We start from the raw sequence: 15,827 nt of genomic DNA, 5'->3' as shown, positions 1-15,827 counted from the left end.
CTGGCGCGGATATCATCGTGGAGCGGGGAAGTTAATGTTCCCAACGTGGACTCCGAATACATTAGCGCAAACCAACTCCGTTATTACTTAATTGTAGTTGCAATAACGGGGCGGACCATACATTTTTGTATCTGAGAACTGGCCCCCTTTCTCATCGATACTGTCCCCAGTCATTCCAGCGTTTCTGTTTTAAGATTGTGCGACTTCTTGCCATCAACTCATTGCTAAACCTTCAGATCTAACCTAATCGTTTATTACCGCCACAAGAAAGGATTACTCGATGTTAGGGAAGACTCTGATTGGCTGCACTCTTGGGTTGGTATGTGTAGCTCAAACCGCAAATAGCTCGGAAGGCGATGATATTCCTCAACGGGCTCAGACCGTCAGTGATGTTATAGACCGCCCAGGAGTGCTCACGCCGCGAGGACAGTGGTCATTCGACACATCACTTAGCTACACGCAAAACTCTTCAAATAAAGTCTCTGTGGTTGGTTATACCGTGTTACCAACATTGATCGTGGGACGAATTGAGGTCAGTGATGCTGATAGAACTACAGTTACGGTTGGCTTAACCGCTCGCTATGGTTTGACCAACGCTACGGAATTGGAGGTTCGGCTGCCCTACGTTTATCGAAACGACCAGATTGCAACGCGCCCTATTCAGGACGGTTCGAATGCTGACGTGGTCAATACAACAATCGATGGTGGCGGGATGGGAGATGTTGAGCTTGCGATTCGCCACCAGTTTAATTTTGATAGTGCACCTTATTGGGTCGGTGGTTTAAGAGTCAAATCCGATACTGGGCGTTCGCCTTACGATGTTTCTATAGACGAAGGCAGTAATTCCTTTAGTGACGTGCCGACGGGATCTGGTTTTTGGAGTTTTGAACCCAACATTTCAATGATCTACCCAACAGACCCAGCGGTGCTGTATGCAAGCCTAAGCTACATCTATAACTTGGAAGAGAATGTTACTGTTGGAGATACCAAAGCAGACGTTGATCTTGGTGACACCATTGCGTTAGCGGGAGGGATGGGCTTTGCCGTCAATCCAGACTTGTCTTTTTCGTTAGGGTTAAGCCACAAAACGATTTTGAAAAGTAAAGTGAACGGCAGCTCGGCTGATGACGCGAAGTTACTTCAATTGGATGCACTGACGTTTGGTGTTAATTATGCCTTTAGCCCTAGAGCATCGCTCAACGTAAGTGCGCAAGCTGGATTAACCGAAGATACCCCAGATTTTCAATTAACGATTCGTGTGCCATTTAATCTGTAGTAGATGAATACAGAGGAATTTAAGGGTTGTTGTGATGACAGCCCTTTTTTGTACAAGCGCTTCTTGTGGGCAATTATTGGAGGTGATTCAACAGTGCGTCTTCTAGTTGCTGGTTTGCACGAATTTGTTGCATTACGCCACTCACTTGCGCATCGATGTCGACCAGTGTACTTAAACCAATCACACTGTTATCTGTGGTGTTTTGAATGATGTTGATGATGCTGGAATTGATGAATTCTGAGCTAATGATATTTGGTTGATTCGGGTTCGTCACATCTGGTGAGTTTGCGCGGTTATCACTTATAAAGTTGCCTTCGCCAAATTGAATGATGTTGACGATGCCTTGATCGAGAGGGTTACCTAGACCATCTGAGCTATTGCTGCCGCTAATATTGGTAAGGTGGCCATTCTCAATAACTAAATTGGCAATGGTGGTATTTAGGATATCTTGTCCATTGATTGTGGTGGTAATACTTAATCCGATGTTGATGATGTAATTGTCAGTGACTTGAAAGCCACCACGAAGTTCGGACAACGAATTTGGTGGAAGTGGGGTTAACCCCGTTAGATCCACTTCATTCGCTAGAGAAAGTGTCGAAGTCAAAACACCGCATGTCAGAATCCACTTAGATAGCCTCATAACCACACCTCATCTAGTTCTCTCCAGCGACGGGGAGCGTAATGCTAAACACACCGAGAGAATCTCTTTGCACACCGCTTTCTAGGGGAGAGGAATGATAAATAGCAAACTTATCGTCAGTAATAAAACCAGATCGACCAACTTCAGCTTCGTTACGGATTAGAAGCACAATCCCTTGATAGTATTTCTGGAACTCTTCGTATTTCATGATCATGGTGCCCCGAGACGGATCGCCTAAGATTACGGAGTCTGCGTTCATTCCTCTGATCACCACGAAGTGCATGTAACCATCAAAATTGACGAGTGTGATCCCTGGGACCCCTACATTGCGAATCTTTTCTAATCCTACTTGAAAGCCGTCTGAGTTAAGTCCAATGGAATCGAGGTAAACTTTCATGTCTAGTAGTGAAAAGCCTTTCTCTTTGATCTTCTTTTTATCTCCCTTGTCGTACATGCTTTTAAAAATATCTTGTTCTGACGAAGGGGTTTGATAGTGATAGGTCAATAGAGAGGCCAGTGCTGCTGAACCACAACTGAAATCATACTGTTGACGAAATACATCACCAAATACGATTTCTTTGTAGCTTTTAACAGGCACAGAAAAATGTCCCCGATGAGGGAGAAACTCCAATGAATTGGCTGAAGCTGACAGAGCCAGCAACAGCCAAGGTAAGTTTTGCCAAACTTTCATATCAATATTTACTTGAGTGTCAGGTTAACGACGGTTGAGTTCTGGATTAGAACGTTGTTACCAGTATTCTGAATCACGCTCGATATCCCTGAACTGTCTGCGAACGCTCCTGGTGAGAGTATGTTGTTTCCGCTCACGGTATTGGTCGCTACGTTATCTGAAGAAATGCCATCTACATCTGATTCTGCATAAACAAGGTCTAGCTCAACATTCTGGCCACCTCGTGCTTCATTCATTGTTTCTAGACTGACACTTTCATCAGATAACGTTATGTTTTCTGCGTGTGCGGAAAAAGCAACTATCATACCCAAGGTACACAGTGCCAAACGCATCGCTTTCTCCTAGCTTCCTTTACTCACCACCGGTAAACACACTGGCATTGGTAGCAACAGATTGTTGAATCAGTGAGTTCGCTCCGGCATTTTGTGCCACAGTTGTAATACCCGCAGCACTATCTAAGCCGCCAAGGTTATTCACGTTTTCAACTTTCACTTTTGCGTCTTTCTCTCCTGCATCGTAAGTAACCGATGCTGAGTGAACTTGCCCCATCACTTCTGAGTTTGCTACGACCATATCTGTATCCATGTTGATTTGGTTGAAGCTGTCCGTGTTGGTTGTGCTTGAGTCACTGTTGTCGTTGTAGCTATCGTTTGTGCTGCTATCGCTGTTGTCGTTCGCGTAGCTTCGGTTGTCGCTTTGATCACGATTATCACTTTGATCACGATTGTCCGAGTTATTGTCAGCGTAACTACGGTTGTCACTATTGTCGTTGTTGCTGTCATTAACGCTTGAATCACTGTTATCGTTGTTACTACGACGAGTGGTTGTGCTTGCATCACTATTGTCGTTATTACTACGTGTAGTGTTCATGCTGGAATCAGAGTTGTCGTTTGCGTAACTACTGCTGTTGTCGCTGCTATCGCTTTGGTCACGGTTATCTGATTGATCTCGGTAGTCTGCTTGGTCACGGTTATCGCTGTTGTCGTTGTAACTGCCATTCGTACTTGAGTTGGAGTTATCGTTCGCATAGCTACTGCTGTTGTCATTATTGCTTTGGTTGGTGCTCGCGTTGTGGTCACTGTTGTCGTTGTTACTACGCGTGGTGTTCATGCTTGAATCTGAATTGTCATTCGCATTGTTGGTACTACTGTTATTGTAGCTACCGTTAGTACTTGCATTGCTACTGTCGCTGTTATCACTGTTGTCGTTGTTACTCCGAGTCGTGTTCATGCTTGAATCAGAACTGTCGTTCGCATTATTCGTACTGTTGTTGTTGTAACTACGATTTGTATTTGCATCAGCACTGCTGGCGTCATTTGTGCTGCTGTTCGTTTGTGTAGTGGTTTGTGTTGCCGTGTTTGCGCTGTTCGTCCATTGCTTATTGTCATCGCCATCATCAATACCGTTAGCAGCTAATACTGAACCACTAAAAAGAATCGCTGACATTGCGATAGCAAGCCCTGTTTTGTTAAGAGTCATGTTGATTACTCCATTTCCTGATATTTCCTAATTAAAAATGACTGCACGTAAACTTCTTGCTGCCTCCTTAACTGCGGAAGCGAGAGAATTATAGGTAAGGGTTTTTGGGGGCGTTTCTTATGAATGAGAAAACTATCAGTAGTGAGTTAAATGAAGAATAGAAGCTAGTTGGCTTACTGATAAAAGCTAATTTTTATCATCAACTTAGTGGGAATAGTTCTCATTAGGGTGCTTCAAGTATGAAAATATCTGACTAATAAGGCTGAAAAAGTAGGTTTTTGCTCATCAGATGACTCAGCCTAAAATCCCAGCGGTTAAGTCGATGTTTAGACCCCTGAATTGAAGGTGTCAGTAAGAACAAGCAGTTAAATTAGGTTGGGTGGAAAGGTGTCGACTCTACATTTAAAAATGCTCAATCCTTTTGGTTATTTTACGTCGTAGGTGTGCCCGTAAAGTCAGCCTGAACTGCTATATTTTCTCTATTGATAATTTTATTGATCATAAATGTGGTGATCAGAAAACACTGACACATGGAGGTAGGTAGTAAAGGTGTCAGCAAACAGTGGTGGATACTATGGGAACCAAGCATCTTCTCCTTCTAGCGGAGAATAATCTTCAAACCAGTTTAATAGAGGGGCAATTATCAATCGCACCTGACGTAAAAGTCAGAACGTGTTTACCAGAAGAGGCCGTCTTTCGCAGTCATACCATGAGCATCGATCTTGTGTTTATTGACTATGACTTTATGAGGCGACTTGAATCCAGAGGTTTGCTCCCTGATTTCGATTTATTCGGTTGGCCGCTAATGATTCACAACGTGCCAAGCGAGAGCGTTGAAAATGAATTGTTGCGATGGAAGCTACTTAAAGGCATTTTGCTACAAAGTGCTTCTGTGTCCCACATAAGCGAGAGTGTGGAATATATATTTCAAGGAGGATTGTGGTTACCAAGGGTGTATTTAGAAACTTTAATCAACAACTACCGACACTCGAATGTTTCGATGGAATGCCAACATGATTCGCTAACCAGTCGTGAGAGGCAAATTTTAGAGTTGCTGGCTTATGGAATATCAAACCAGCAGATCGCTTCACAGTTGTTTTTGTCAGAGAGTACGGTGAAAAGCCATATCTATAAGTTGTACAAGAAACTAGATGTACATTGCCGTCATGATGCTATCAAGATAGTGCGGATGAACGGGGGGTTAACCGCACAATAAGTACTCAAAAAAGAATGCGTAAATAATCATAAGCTCATTCAAGAGCGGCTAGTTTAACAACCCGAGGGGCAAACCTTTGCTCGTATCACCTTATTCGCATTTTACTTTTGGTGTGATTACTTAAGAAATAAATTGTAAACCAGTTGTTTTAATTTGGTTAAATCGATATAGGTTTCTGTTTTTATTTTATTTTCTGCCTTCATTTAGATTGATTTTTTGAAATACCAATCGCAGTTTTTATAATCACTTTAATTTAGTGTGGTTATAAGTTAAACATTCTTATGTTCAGCGATGATTTTCTCTCGAATTGTGATCTGGGTAGTGAATAAATAATCAATATTAAAGATTAATTAAAAGCTTCCTTAAACAAAATTGACAAAATTTAACCAATCGAGATAATCCATTGGTCGGGATTTGACGCTATTAGAGTCCTGCGCATTGTCAGGATGACAAAGAAAGGAAGCAACATGACGAATATAGGAAGCCTGCTAGTAGATGCGGCCACCCTGATGCTAACAGGGATGGCGGTCGTATTTATTTTCCTCACCATTCTAGTTTATCTCGTTCGGCTTTTGTCGAGATTGGTACCAGAAGAAGTACCTGAGCCGATCGCAGCACCAAAAACACGCACCAACGTTCAATCAACCTCTTCAGCTGTTAGTCCACAAGTAGTGGCGGCGATTTCGGCGGCGATTCATAAACATCGCGCCTCTGTCGCGAAGTAGCCGAAAGATAGGATTAAAAAGGAGTTTAAGAGCATGTCTAAACCACTAGCTATTACGGATGTGGTCCTTCGTGACGCCCATCAATCACTGTTTGCTACGCGTATGCGTATCGAAGATATGCTGCCTATCGCAGCGGAATTGGACAAAGTTGGTTACTGGTCATTAGAGACCTGGGGTGGCGCAACTTTTGATTCTTGTATTCGATTTCTGGGAGAAGATCCATGGGAGCGTCTACGTGAGTTAAAAAAAGCAATGCCAAACACGCCGATGCAAATGCTACTTCGTGGTCAAAACCTTTTAGGATACCGCCATTATGCTGATGACGTAGTAGAGAAGTTTGTTGAGCGTGCACACGTTAACGGAATGGATGTGTTCCGTATTTTCGACGCAATGAATGACGTACGAAACTTTCAAACGGCTGTTAAGGCTGCTGTGGATGTTGGTGCACATGCTCAGGGTACGCTGTCTTACACGACCAGCCCAGTGCATAACACAGAGACGTGGGTGGATTTAGCAAAACGCTTAGAAGACCTCGGTTGTCACTCTCTGTGTATCAAAGACATGTCTGGTTTGCTCAAGCCTTATGAAGCAGAAGAGCTGATCACTCGCATCAAAGCATCCTGTGACGTGCCACTAGCGCTTCATTGTCATGCAACGACGGGGTTATCAACCGCGACTGCTGTAAAGGCCGTAGAAGCCGGAATTGATATCCTTGATACCGCGATCTCTTCAATGAGTTGTACTTATGGCCATACGCCGACAGAAACTGTGGTAGCGATGTTGCAAGGTACAGAGCGTGATACCAACTTAAAACTGGACCAAATTGAGCCTATTGCGGCTTACTTCCGTGAAGTGCGCAAGAAGTACGCGAAATGGGAAGGGCAATTGAAAGGGGTGGATTCTCGTATCCTCATTGCTCAGGTTCCTGGTGGCATGTTAACCAACATGGAAGGCCAACTTAAAGAACAAGGGGCGGCAGACCGTCTTGATGAAGTTCTGGAAGAGATCCCACGCGTGCGTGAAGATCTTGGTTTTATTCCCCTAGTAACACCAACCTCACAGATCGTCGGCACCCAAGCCGTTATTAACGTGCTGACAGGTGAACGTTATAAGAGCATCACGAAAGAAACCGCAGGCTTATTAAAAGGTGAATACGGTGCAGCACCTGCCGCATTGAACGCCGATCTGCAAGCAAAAGTTCTTGATGGAAAAGAGGCGATCACGTGTCGTCCTGCTGATCTATTGAAACCTGAAATGGAGACGCTTACTGTCGATTTGATGGAGAAAGCACAGTCTGATGGTATCAAGTTGGCAAGTGAGCGTGTGGATGACGTATTGACGTATGCTTTGTTCCCTCAAGTTGGTCTCAAATTCCTTAAGAACCGTGACAACCCAGATGCGTTTGAACCTGCTCCAACGCTAGAGTCAGCGAAACCAGCAGCTCAGGTAGCGCCAGTAGCAACCGGTGGTGTTGAGACTTATAGCGTTCGTGTGGATGGCCAAGTGTACGAAGTGGAAGTCGGCCCACAAGGACAGCTGGCGTCTGTTACTCCAAATGTTTCAGCAGCTCCAGTACAACCAAGTGCTCCCGTAGCTCCAGCAAATACTTCTGCGGAAGCAGTACCGGCACCGCTTGCCGGTAACATCTTTAAAGTGAATGTTCAGCCAGGCGCTGAAGTTTCTGAAGGGGATGTTCTGCTTATCTTAGAAGCGATGAAGATGGAAACCGAAGTTCGCGCGGCTCGTGGTGGTGTAGTGCAAGAGCTGAATGTGAAAGAAGGTGATGCCGTTACTGTTGGTTCACCGCTTCTTAGCTTAGCATAAGGGAGTATCATGGACGGATTGATGACCTTATGGTCAGAAACAGGGATCGCGAACTTTGAGTTCGGCCAAATCTGTATGATGTTGGTTGGTTGTGCACTGCTGTTTTTGGCGATCAAAAAAGGCTTTGAGCCATTGTTGCTATTGCCTATTGGTTTTGGTGCCATCTTGGCTAACATTCCAAATGCAGGCTTTACTGACCCAGGTGGCTTGCTTTACTACGTGTATTACATCGGGATCGAATCAGGTGTCTTCCCACTATTGATCTTCATGGGTGTCGGTGCGATGACGGACTTTGGTGCCTTAATTGCGAACCCGAAAACGTTGTGGTTAGGGGCCGCTGCTCAGTTTGGTATTTTTGCGACACTATTTGGCGCGATTTTACTTAACTACGTTCCTGGTATGGAATTCTCCATGGCTGATGCATCGTCTATCGCCATCATTGGTGGTGCAGATGGACCTACGGCGATTTTCTTAGCAAGTAAACTGTCTCCGGACTTACTTGGTGCGATCGCCGTTGCGGCATACAGCTACATGGCGTTGGTGCCGATTATTCAGCCTCCGATCATGAAAGCACTTACGACCAAAGAAGAGCGTCAAATTAAAATGGCTCAACTGCGTCATGTCGGTAAGTGGGAAAAAGTACTGTTCCCACTTGCTGTGTTGCTGATGACAATTCTATTCCTGCCATCGGCTACACCTTTGGTTGGTATGTTCTGTTTAGGCAATTTGATGCGCGAAGCGGGTGTAGTGGATCGTTTATCCAAAACCGCTCAAAACGAGCTGATCAACATCGTGACCATCTTCTTAGGTCTTGGTGTCGGCTCTAAACTGCAAGCTGAACAGTTTTTGAATCTAGAAACACTTGGCATTCTGGGTTTAGGCGCAGTGGCATTCAGTATAGGTACTGGTGCAGGTGTTCTGATGGCAAAGCTTCTCAACAAGTTCTCGAAAGAAGACATCAACCCACTTATCGGTGCTGCGGGTGTTTCAGCGGTACCAATGGCAGCTCGTGTTGTGAACAAAGTTGGCTTAGAAGCGAACCCACAAAACTTCCTGTTGATGCATGCGATGGGGCCAAACGTAGCCGGTGTACTTGGTTCCGCAGTCGCGGCTGGTATCTTGTTAGCGCTAGTAGGCTAATCGTCTTGTTCGATTTTTGGTGGATACGCTACGACATAGAATTATCCACCAATTTACAAATTGACGATTAACTTCGGTAAACAAAATGGTTTATAGTCAAAGGGATGCTTTCGCATCCCTTTTTGTTTTCTCGCAGGGAATGGGCTATGGAACACAAACAGATAGTGATTACTAAGTTTGGCGATGCAGACGTTCTCGCCATTCAAACCGCACCAACACCCTCACCTCAAAAGGGTGAAATCCTCATAAAAGTCGCCTATTCAGGCATTAATCCTATCGACGTGAAAACGCGCGCGGGGTTAGGTTGGGCGGCCGCACAAAATAAAGATAACCTTCCTTGGGTTCCGGGGTATGACGTTTCTGGCAAAGTGGCGTCTTGTGGGGAAGGGACATCACGTTTTGAAGTCGGGGACGAGGTTGCTGGTTTCATTGGATTTCCAGCTCGTGGTGGTGGTTACAGCCAATACCTTTGTGTTCCTGAGTCAGCTCTCAGCCGTATTCCCAATTCAATAACTTTAGAAGCTGCGGCTGCACTTCCTCTGGCAGGGCAAACGGCGGCTCAAGCATTAAGAACGGCTAATGTTACTGAAGGCGACCGAGTGTTGATTCTCGCTGGTGCAGGTGGTGTTGGCCACATAGCGGTACAAATCGCCGTAGCAACCAAAGCCGAAGTCTTTACCACCTGCAGTGAGCGGAATTTAAACTACCTCGCGACGCTGGGAGCACATGCAGTGAACTATCAATTTGCGCCAGTGTCAGAACGTGTTGAAGATGTGGATGTGTTGATCGATCTTGTCGGTGGTGACGCCGCTTTAGATGCTCTGAAATGTTTGACTGATAACGCCCGAGTGATCACCGTTCCGACCATAACGGCTGAGTTGATTTGTGAGAAAGCAAAACTGCTTGGTTTTGATGCCAGTGGCATGCTGGTGGAGCCGGATCGTGAGCAGCTCGACACCTTACTTTATATGGTGGGGGTTGGTCTGCTAAAAACAGAAATTCAACATGTTTATCCGATGAACGAGGTTGTGGATGCCCACCGACAAGTTGAATCCGGACGGACACGAGGCAAGGTATTGCTTGATATGACATGCTAGAGGCATTTAATGCAGCCTTTGAAAATTTAGCACTATGGTTTTCTGACTCCGCATTATGGGTGTTGTTCATTACTGGATTTCTTAGCGCTACCCTCTTACCGGGGGGCTCTGAAGCTGGATTGATCGCGACCCTCTCGTTAAACCAGTATTCCGCTACTTCCATCATTATTGTCGCCACGATTGGTAACACGCTTGGTGGATTGACCAACTATTGGCTTGGGCTTTGGATTCCAAATAAGACAAAAGATGAAAAACACGGCCATACGGCACTTAAATGGCTGTCCAAGTATGGATATTGGGGATTGTTCTTTAGCTGGTTACCAGTGATTGGTGACCCGCTATGTTTAGCGGCAGGATGGTTAAGGATGAAATTTCTGCCGTGTATGGTTTTGATATTTTTAGGCAAAGCAGCAAGGTACTCCTTGTTAGCCGCCATCTATCTCGGTTTATTTTAAGGAAAGCGCATGAGAATGTTTTGGGTAAGCGCGTGCTCACTGTTGGTGATCACGGGCTGTGCATCAAACGCCCCAGTATCATCATTGCCTGATGGGGTTACTTTCGTCGAAGCGTCGAAAGCAGAAGAAGGCAAAGTTAAAATTCCATACCAGAAGTATCAACTAGACAACGGTTTAACGGTGATTCTGGCACCAGAGGATTCCGATCCACTTGTGCACGTTGATGTGACATACCATGTTGGTTCTGCACGAGAAGAAATTGGTAAATCTGGTTTTGCTCACTTCTTCGAACACATGATGTTTCAAGGTTCAGAGAACGTTGGTGACCAGCAACACTTTAAGATCATTACTGAAGCGGGTGGTACTTTAAATGGTACAACTAACCGTGATCGCACTAACTACTTTGAAACTGTCCCAGCTAACCAACTTGAGAAAATGCTGTGGTTAGAATCGGACCGCATGGGCTTTTTGCTTGATGCCGTTTCGCAACACAAGTTCGAGATCCAGCGCTCAACAGTAAAAAATGAACGAGCCCAGCGCTACGACAACCGTCCGTATGGTTTGATTTGGGAGCGTATGGCTGAAGCGCTTTATCCTGAAGGTCATCCATATTCATGGCAAACCATTGGCTATGTGGAAGATCTCGATCGTGTTGACGTGAACGATCTGAAAGCCTTCTTCTTGCGTTGGTACGGTCCAAACAATGCTGTGGTGACTATTGGTGGCGATATTGATGTTGAACAGACGCTTGAGTGGGTGAACAAATACTTTGGCTCTATCCCTCGCGGCCCTGAGGTCGATAATGCGCCGAAACAACCAGCGAAGCTGGCAGAGAGTAAGTTCATCACGCTGGAGGACCGAATCCAACAGCCAATGGTAATGATTGCTTGGCCAACCACTTACAGCGGTGAAGCAAGCCAAACTTCGTTAGACACACTTTCTAGCGTATTAGGCAGCGGCACCAACAGTGTGCTCTACCAAGATTTAGTGAAGACACAAAAAGCAGTGGATGCGGGTGCATTCCATGATTGTGCTGAGCTGTCTTGTAACTTCTATGTTTACGCGATGGGCGATTCTGGTGACAAAGGGGACCTGTCAAAGCTTTATGATGAATTAATGGTATCGCTGAACAAGTTTGCGAAAGATGGCGTGACAAAAGACCGTCTTGACCAACTAAAAGGTCAAGAAGAAGCGAATGCGATCTTTGCACTGGAAAGCGTTAAAGGCAAGGTGACGCAACTTGCTTCCAACCAAACGTTCTTTGGCCAGCCTGATTTGATTGAGAAACAGCTTGAGCAGATCCGTGCAGTAACACCAGAATCAGTAGAGAAAGCTTACAGTGACTTTATCCAAGGGAAGAACAAAGTTACTTTGAGTGTGGTGCCAAGAGGGAAAACAGAATTGGCAGTGAAACCTGCTACATTTGTCACCCCAAAACGCACATTACCTGAATACCAAAAGATCACGGATGACCAGTTAGCCTACCGTCGTGCGACTGACAACTTCGATCGTTCTGTTCAGCCTCCGGTTGGTGCTCCAGTCGAAGCAACCATGCCCAAGCTTTACGACATCCATTTCAATAATGGTTCAGAGTTACTTGGTACGGTGAGCAATGAAACGCCAACCATGATGATGCAGTTCAGTCTCCCGGCAGGGACGCGTTTTGTTGAAGAAGGCAAGGAAGGTCTGGCACAGCTGACCGCTGCGATGCTGCAAGAAGGCACAACGCAACACAGTGTGGAAGAGATTCAAGCTGAGCTTGATAAATTAGGTAGTGTTATCTCTGTTGATGCGACGGGCTATACGACTGACATCAGTGTGTCCACACTAGAGAAAAACCTAGCACCAACGCTCAAGATTGTTGAAGAGATGTTGTTGTCGCCTGCATTTAAAGAAGAAGACTTTGAACGAGTGAAAATGCAAGCGTTAGAAGGCTTAGTTTACGAACATCAAAAACCAAGCTGGATGGCCGCGCAAGCCAGCCGCCAAGTTTTGTACGGTGATTCAACTTTTGCTCGTCCAAAAGAAGGCACCAAGGCCGGAGTAAAGGCGCTAACACTAGACGATGTTCGAGACTTCTATGCGAAGCACTATACACCGCAAGGAGCGCAGATCATTGCGGTGGGCGATATCGATAAAGCAGACGTAGAAAAACAACTGACGTTTTGGTCTAACTGGAAAGCAGAAGCTGCACCGTTGTATTCTCCGCAAAAAGTAAACCCTTTGGGTAAGCAACAAATTCACCTAGTGGATAAGCCTGGAGCGCCACAAAGTGTCGTGATGCTCGTACGCCAAGGTATGCCTTACGATGCGACTGGTGATTTTTACCTAGGTCAGCTAGCGAACTTTAATCTGGCGGGTAACTTCAATAGCCGTATCAACCAAAACCTTCGTGAAGACAAAGGCTACACTTATGGTGCTTATGGTTATTTCTCCGGTAATGCGGAGACTGGCTCGGTTGTTTTCACTGCACAAGTGCGTGCGGATTCAACGGTTGCGTCTATTATCGAGATGGAGAATGAGTTGAACGAGTTCTCACAATCGGGCATGACTGACGATGAATTGAAATTTATGCGCCAAGCGGTCGGTCAAAAAGATGCGCTGAAATATGAGACGCCAACACAGAAAGCGAAACTCATCAGTGATATTTTGAAATACGACTTAGATAAAGACTATTTACAGCAACGAAACGCTATTGTTGAGAAAGTTGATAAGCAGACTCTCAACGCTCTAGCCGAAAAATGGTTTGACCCGAACGACTATCAAATCGTGGTTGTCGGGGATGCAAAATCCCTTCGCCCTCAACTAGAAAAGTTAGGGAAAGACGTGGAAGAGCTTGAAATCATTCGATAGAGTACACATTTAATAGCGGAGAGGAGACTCTCCGCTATTCGTTTCTAACTAGATAAATGACTTTTTGATGGGTTATTTATCTAGATGGATTATATATCAATAACTTAGCTTTCACTTGCCACGCTTGGCGAGTGTCCTGCTCCCAATATAAGCGAACCTCATTTTGACTGATTTTGCTGCGCGACTAAAACAAGTTGCATCAAACCCAGAAGTATTTAAGCAGTTTGGACGCGGTGTTGAGCGAGAAACTTTGCGCTATCGTCAGGATGGACACCTAGCAACAACACCTCATCCAGAGGGTTTGGGCTCAGCGTTCACAAACAAATGGATCACGACAGACTTTTCAGAATCTCTACTGGAATTCATTACGCCTGTATCACATGATATCCCTGAATTGATCGGGCAGTTGAAAGACATCCATCACTTCACTCAAACCAAAATGGGTGAAGAGAAAATGTGGCCACTTTCGATGCCATGTTATGTAGGCACTGAAGATGATATTCAGCTAGCTCAATATGGCTCATCAAACTCAGCAAAAATGAAAACGCTTTACCGTGAAGGTTTAAAACGCCGCTACGGTAGCTTAATGCAAATTATCTCGGGGGTGCACTTCAACTTCTCTTTCCCTGAATCGTTCTGGGATGCACTACATGGAGAGCAAGATGAAGAAGCTCGCCAAGAAACGAAATCCGCAGCGTACTTTGCTCTAATCCGTAACTACTACCGTTTTGGTTGGATGATCCCGTACTTCTTTGGAGCGTCACCAGCATTGTGTGGCTCGTTCATTCAAGGACGTGAAACTGATCTGCCATTTGAGAAAATTGGCGGGACGCTTTTCTTACCAAAAGCAACCTCTCTGCGTCTGAGTGATCTCGGTTACACCAACAGCGCGCAAAGCGTGCTTAAGATTGGCTTTAACAGCATTGAACAGTATCTTGAAGGCTTAAGTGACGCTATTCGTCGTCCATCGGATGAGTTTGCAGAGATTGGTGTGAAAGTGGATGGCGAATACCGTCAATTGAACTCAAACATTCTGCAAATTGAGAATGAGCTATACGCTCCAATTCGCCCTAAGCGTGTAACGCAAAGTGGTGAAAAACCATCTGAAGCTCTGACACGAGCGGGTGTTGAATACATTGAAGTCCGTTCTTTAGACGTAAACCCATTCAGTGCGGTTGGCGTGAGTGAGGAACAAGTTCGATTCTTGGACCTATTCCTAACATGGGCAGCGCTTTCTGACTCTGACCCTATGGATAACTGCGAGCTTGAATGCTGGCGTGATAACTGGAACAAAGTTATTGTTTCTGGTCGTGAGAAAGGTTTGATGCTGCAAATTGGTTGCCAAGGCGAACGTTTATCTCTGCAAGATTGGGCGCACAGTGTATTCGCTGATCTTCGTCAGATTGCGGTTGAAATGGACACCGCGACTGGTGGTAATGCGTACCAAGCGGTTTGCGACAAACTGGAGTCTTGGATTGACGAGCCTGAGCTTACTATCTCTGGTCAATTGCTTGAGCTGACCAAAGAGCACGGCGGTTTGGGTAAAGTGGGTTGTGCGCTTGGTATGAAGTTCCGCGAAGAAAATCTAGCACATAGCTATGAGCAATACTCGGCAGATGCGATGGAAACTGAAGTCGCGACATCGGTAGAGAAACAAAAACAAGCAGAGCAAAGTGACACGTTATCCTTTGATGACTTCTTAGAAGATTACTTTGCTTATCTAAAACAATAATCAGCAGTAAGGGCAGGGATTGGACATTAAGCCGTTAGTGGTGTCTGTGCTTGGAAGCGTAATGTTAGCCGGTTGTGCGACAGCGCCCCCAAAGCAACAAGACAACCTATGTGAAATATTCCGAGAAAAATCTGGTTGGTATGAAGATGCCAAAGACATGGAAGAAGAGTGGGGTACGCCGATAAACGTGGCGATGGCGATCATCAAGCAAGAAAGTAGCTTTCGTCATGACGCTCGACCACCAAAGGATTACGTTCTCGGCTTTATTCCATGGGGGCGCGTAAGTAGCGCTTACGGTTATGCTCAAGCTCAAGACCCTGCTTGGGAAGATTTTCAAGATGCGACGGGTCAAGGTGGTTCACGTACTAACTTCGACGACTCAATGATGTTTGTCGGTTGGTATACCCATGAGACTCGTCGTCAATTAGGCATCTCATTGTGGGATCCTTACAAGCAGTACCTTGCTTATCATGAAGGACGTGGTGGATATAAGCGCGGAACCTATAATAGCAAGCCAAGCTTGTTAAAGGTTGCAAGACGCGTTGAGCAAACCGCAAAGACTTATGGCTGGCAGCTGAAGCAATGTCGTCAGGAACTAGAAGACAACAGCAGCTGGTTCTTTTAACCCCCTAACGAATTCATTTGGACTGGGGGAATGAATAGAAATCAATGCCAATACTCTTGAGTATTGGTCGTTAC

At 45.3% G+C, this 15,827-nt stretch carries 14 protein-coding genes; 10 read left to right on the top strand and 4 right to left on the bottom strand.

Annotation, left to right across the window (positions count from 1 at the left end; genetic code table 11):
• Positions 1–280 precede the first annotated feature (280 nt).
• Positions 281–1,276: a transporter gene (locus tag OQJ86_RS04020; protein ID WP_038882253.1), complete on the top strand. Its 996-nt coding sequence runs from the start codon at positions 281–283 to the stop codon at positions 1,274–1,276.
• 73 nt (positions 1,277–1,349) lie between these two features.
• Here OQJ86_RS04020 and OQJ86_RS04015 read toward each other — a convergent pair whose 3' ends face one another.
• From OQJ86_RS04015 to OQJ86_RS04000, 4 genes are read right to left on the bottom strand one after another with little or no spacing between them, the layout of a single operon-like run.
• Positions 1,350–1,916, bottom strand: a complete 567-nt coding sequence (locus OQJ86_RS04015; RefSeq protein WP_039978034.1) for a hypothetical protein — start codon at positions 1,914–1,916, stop codon at positions 1,350–1,352.
• Positions 1,917–1,929: 13 nt separating this feature from the next.
• Positions 1,930–2,607 carry a C39 family peptidase gene (locus OQJ86_RS04010; protein ID WP_005534088.1) on the bottom strand — a complete coding sequence of 226 codons (678 nt, stop codon included), beginning with the start codon at positions 2,605–2,607 and terminating at the stop codon, positions 1,930–1,932.
• Between the two features lie 8 nt (positions 2,608–2,615).
• The gene (locus tag OQJ86_RS04005; RefSeq protein ID WP_010643227.1) at positions 2,616–2,939 is read right to left on the bottom strand and encodes a hypothetical protein; all 324 of its coding nucleotides are present in this window, start codon (positions 2,937–2,939) and stop codon (positions 2,616–2,618) included.
• Positions 2,940–2,958: 19 nt separating this feature from the next.
• The gene (locus tag OQJ86_RS04000; RefSeq protein ID WP_265986586.1) at positions 2,959–4,086 is read right to left on the bottom strand and encodes a dentin sialophosphoprotein; all 1,128 of its coding nucleotides are present in this window, start codon (positions 4,084–4,086) and stop codon (positions 2,959–2,961) included.
• Positions 4,087–4,660: 574 nt separating this feature from the next.
• Between OQJ86_RS04000 and OQJ86_RS03995 the strand changes: the two genes are divergently transcribed.
• The 9 genes from OQJ86_RS03995 to OQJ86_RS03955 all read left to right on the top strand — a co-directional run bounded on the left by OQJ86_RS03995 (position 4,661) and on the right by OQJ86_RS03955 (position 15,753).
• Entirely contained in the window at positions 4,661–5,302 is a 642-nt protein-coding gene (locus OQJ86_RS03995; RefSeq protein ID WP_038870444.1) for a helix-turn-helix transcriptional regulator, read from the top strand.
• A 467-nt stretch (positions 5,303–5,769) separates the two neighbouring features.
• Positions 5,770–6,027, top strand: coding sequence for an oxaloacetate decarboxylase subunit gamma (locus tag OQJ86_RS03990; protein WP_038870443.1), 258 nt, complete (start codon positions 5,770–5,772; stop codon positions 6,025–6,027).
• Positions 6,028–6,060: 33 nt separating this feature from the next.
• Positions 6,061–7,851 carry a sodium-extruding oxaloacetate decarboxylase subunit alpha gene (oadA, locus tag OQJ86_RS03985; RefSeq protein ID WP_045420936.1) on the top strand — a complete coding sequence of 597 codons (1,791 nt, stop codon included), beginning with the start codon at positions 6,061–6,063 and terminating at the stop codon, positions 7,849–7,851.
• A 9-nt stretch (positions 7,852–7,860) separates the two neighbouring features.
• On the top strand, positions 7,861–8,991 hold the full coding sequence (locus OQJ86_RS03980; RefSeq protein ID WP_038870452.1) for a sodium ion-translocating decarboxylase subunit beta: 1,131 nt from the start codon (positions 7,861–7,863) through the stop codon (positions 8,989–8,991).
• A 146-nt stretch (positions 8,992–9,137) separates the two neighbouring features.
• Positions 9,138–10,088 carry an NADP-dependent oxidoreductase gene (locus OQJ86_RS03975; RefSeq protein WP_265986582.1) on the top strand — a complete coding sequence of 317 codons (951 nt, stop codon included), beginning with the start codon at positions 9,138–9,140 and terminating at the stop codon, positions 10,086–10,088.
• A complete protein-coding gene (locus OQJ86_RS03970) occupies positions 10,082–10,543 on the top strand; it encodes a YqaA family protein (protein WP_038870456.1) in 462 nt (153 codons plus the stop codon). The genes OQJ86_RS03975 and OQJ86_RS03970 overlap by 7 nt, the downstream gene beginning before the upstream one ends.
• Positions 10,544–10,552: 9 nt before the next feature.
• Positions 10,553–13,396: a M16 family metallopeptidase gene (locus tag OQJ86_RS03965; protein ID WP_038870458.1), complete on the top strand. Its 2,844-nt coding sequence runs from the start codon at positions 10,553–10,555 to the stop codon at positions 13,394–13,396.
• 163 nt (positions 13,397–13,559) lie between these two features.
• The gene (gshA, locus tag OQJ86_RS03960) at positions 13,560–15,128 is read left to right on the top strand and encodes a glutamate--cysteine ligase (RefSeq protein WP_038878898.1); all 1,569 of its coding nucleotides are present in this window, start codon (positions 13,560–13,562) and stop codon (positions 15,126–15,128) included.
• A 19-nt stretch (positions 15,129–15,147) separates the two neighbouring features.
• Positions 15,148–15,753, top strand: coding sequence for a hypothetical protein (locus tag OQJ86_RS03955; protein WP_164492027.1), 606 nt, complete (start codon positions 15,148–15,150; stop codon positions 15,751–15,753).
• Positions 15,754–15,827: the final 74 nt, after the last annotated feature.

Origin of the sequence: Vibrio sp. Sgm 5, from assembly GCF_026241575.1 — a bacterium.
Lineage (GTDB): Bacteria > Pseudomonadota > Gammaproteobacteria > Enterobacterales > Vibrionaceae > Vibrio > Vibrio jasicida.
This window is presented reverse-complemented; position numbering and strand designations above follow the sequence as displayed.

What these genes read in the sequence shown, in the direction of transcription:
- OQJ86_RS04020 (WP_038882253.1), top strand. Translation starts at nt 281, where the DNA reads ATGTTAGGGAAGACTCTGATTGGCTGCACTCTTGGGTTGGTATGTGTA.
- OQJ86_RS04015 (WP_039978034.1), bottom strand. Translation starts at nt 1,916, where the DNA reads ATGAGGCTATCTAAGTGGATTCTGACATGCGGTGTTTTGACTTCGACA.
- OQJ86_RS04010 (WP_005534088.1), bottom strand. Translation starts at nt 2,607, where the DNA reads ATGAAAGTTTGGCAAAACTTACCTTGGCTGTTGCTGGCTCTGTCAGCT.
- OQJ86_RS04005 (WP_010643227.1), bottom strand. Translation starts at nt 2,939, where the DNA reads ATGCGTTTGGCACTGTGTACCTTGGGTATGATAGTTGCTTTTTCCGCA.
- OQJ86_RS04000 (WP_265986586.1), bottom strand. Translation starts at nt 4,086, where the DNA reads ATGACTCTTAACAAAACAGGGCTTGCTATCGCAATGTCAGCGATTCTT.
- OQJ86_RS03995 (WP_038870444.1), top strand. Translation starts at nt 4,661, where the DNA reads ATGGGAACCAAGCATCTTCTCCTTCTAGCGGAGAATAATCTTCAAACC.
- OQJ86_RS03990 (WP_038870443.1), top strand. Translation starts at nt 5,770, where the DNA reads ATGACGAATATAGGAAGCCTGCTAGTAGATGCGGCCACCCTGATGCTA.
- oadA (WP_045420936.1), top strand. Translation starts at nt 6,061, where the DNA reads ATGTCTAAACCACTAGCTATTACGGATGTGGTCCTTCGTGACGCCCAT.
- OQJ86_RS03980 (WP_038870452.1), top strand. Translation starts at nt 7,861, where the DNA reads ATGGACGGATTGATGACCTTATGGTCAGAAACAGGGATCGCGAACTTT.
- OQJ86_RS03975 (WP_265986582.1), top strand. Translation starts at nt 9,138, where the DNA reads ATGGAACACAAACAGATAGTGATTACTAAGTTTGGCGATGCAGACGTT.
- OQJ86_RS03970 (WP_038870456.1), top strand. Translation starts at nt 10,082, where the DNA reads ATGCTAGAGGCATTTAATGCAGCCTTTGAAAATTTAGCACTATGGTTT.
- OQJ86_RS03965 (WP_038870458.1), top strand. Translation starts at nt 10,553, where the DNA reads ATGAGAATGTTTTGGGTAAGCGCGTGCTCACTGTTGGTGATCACGGGC.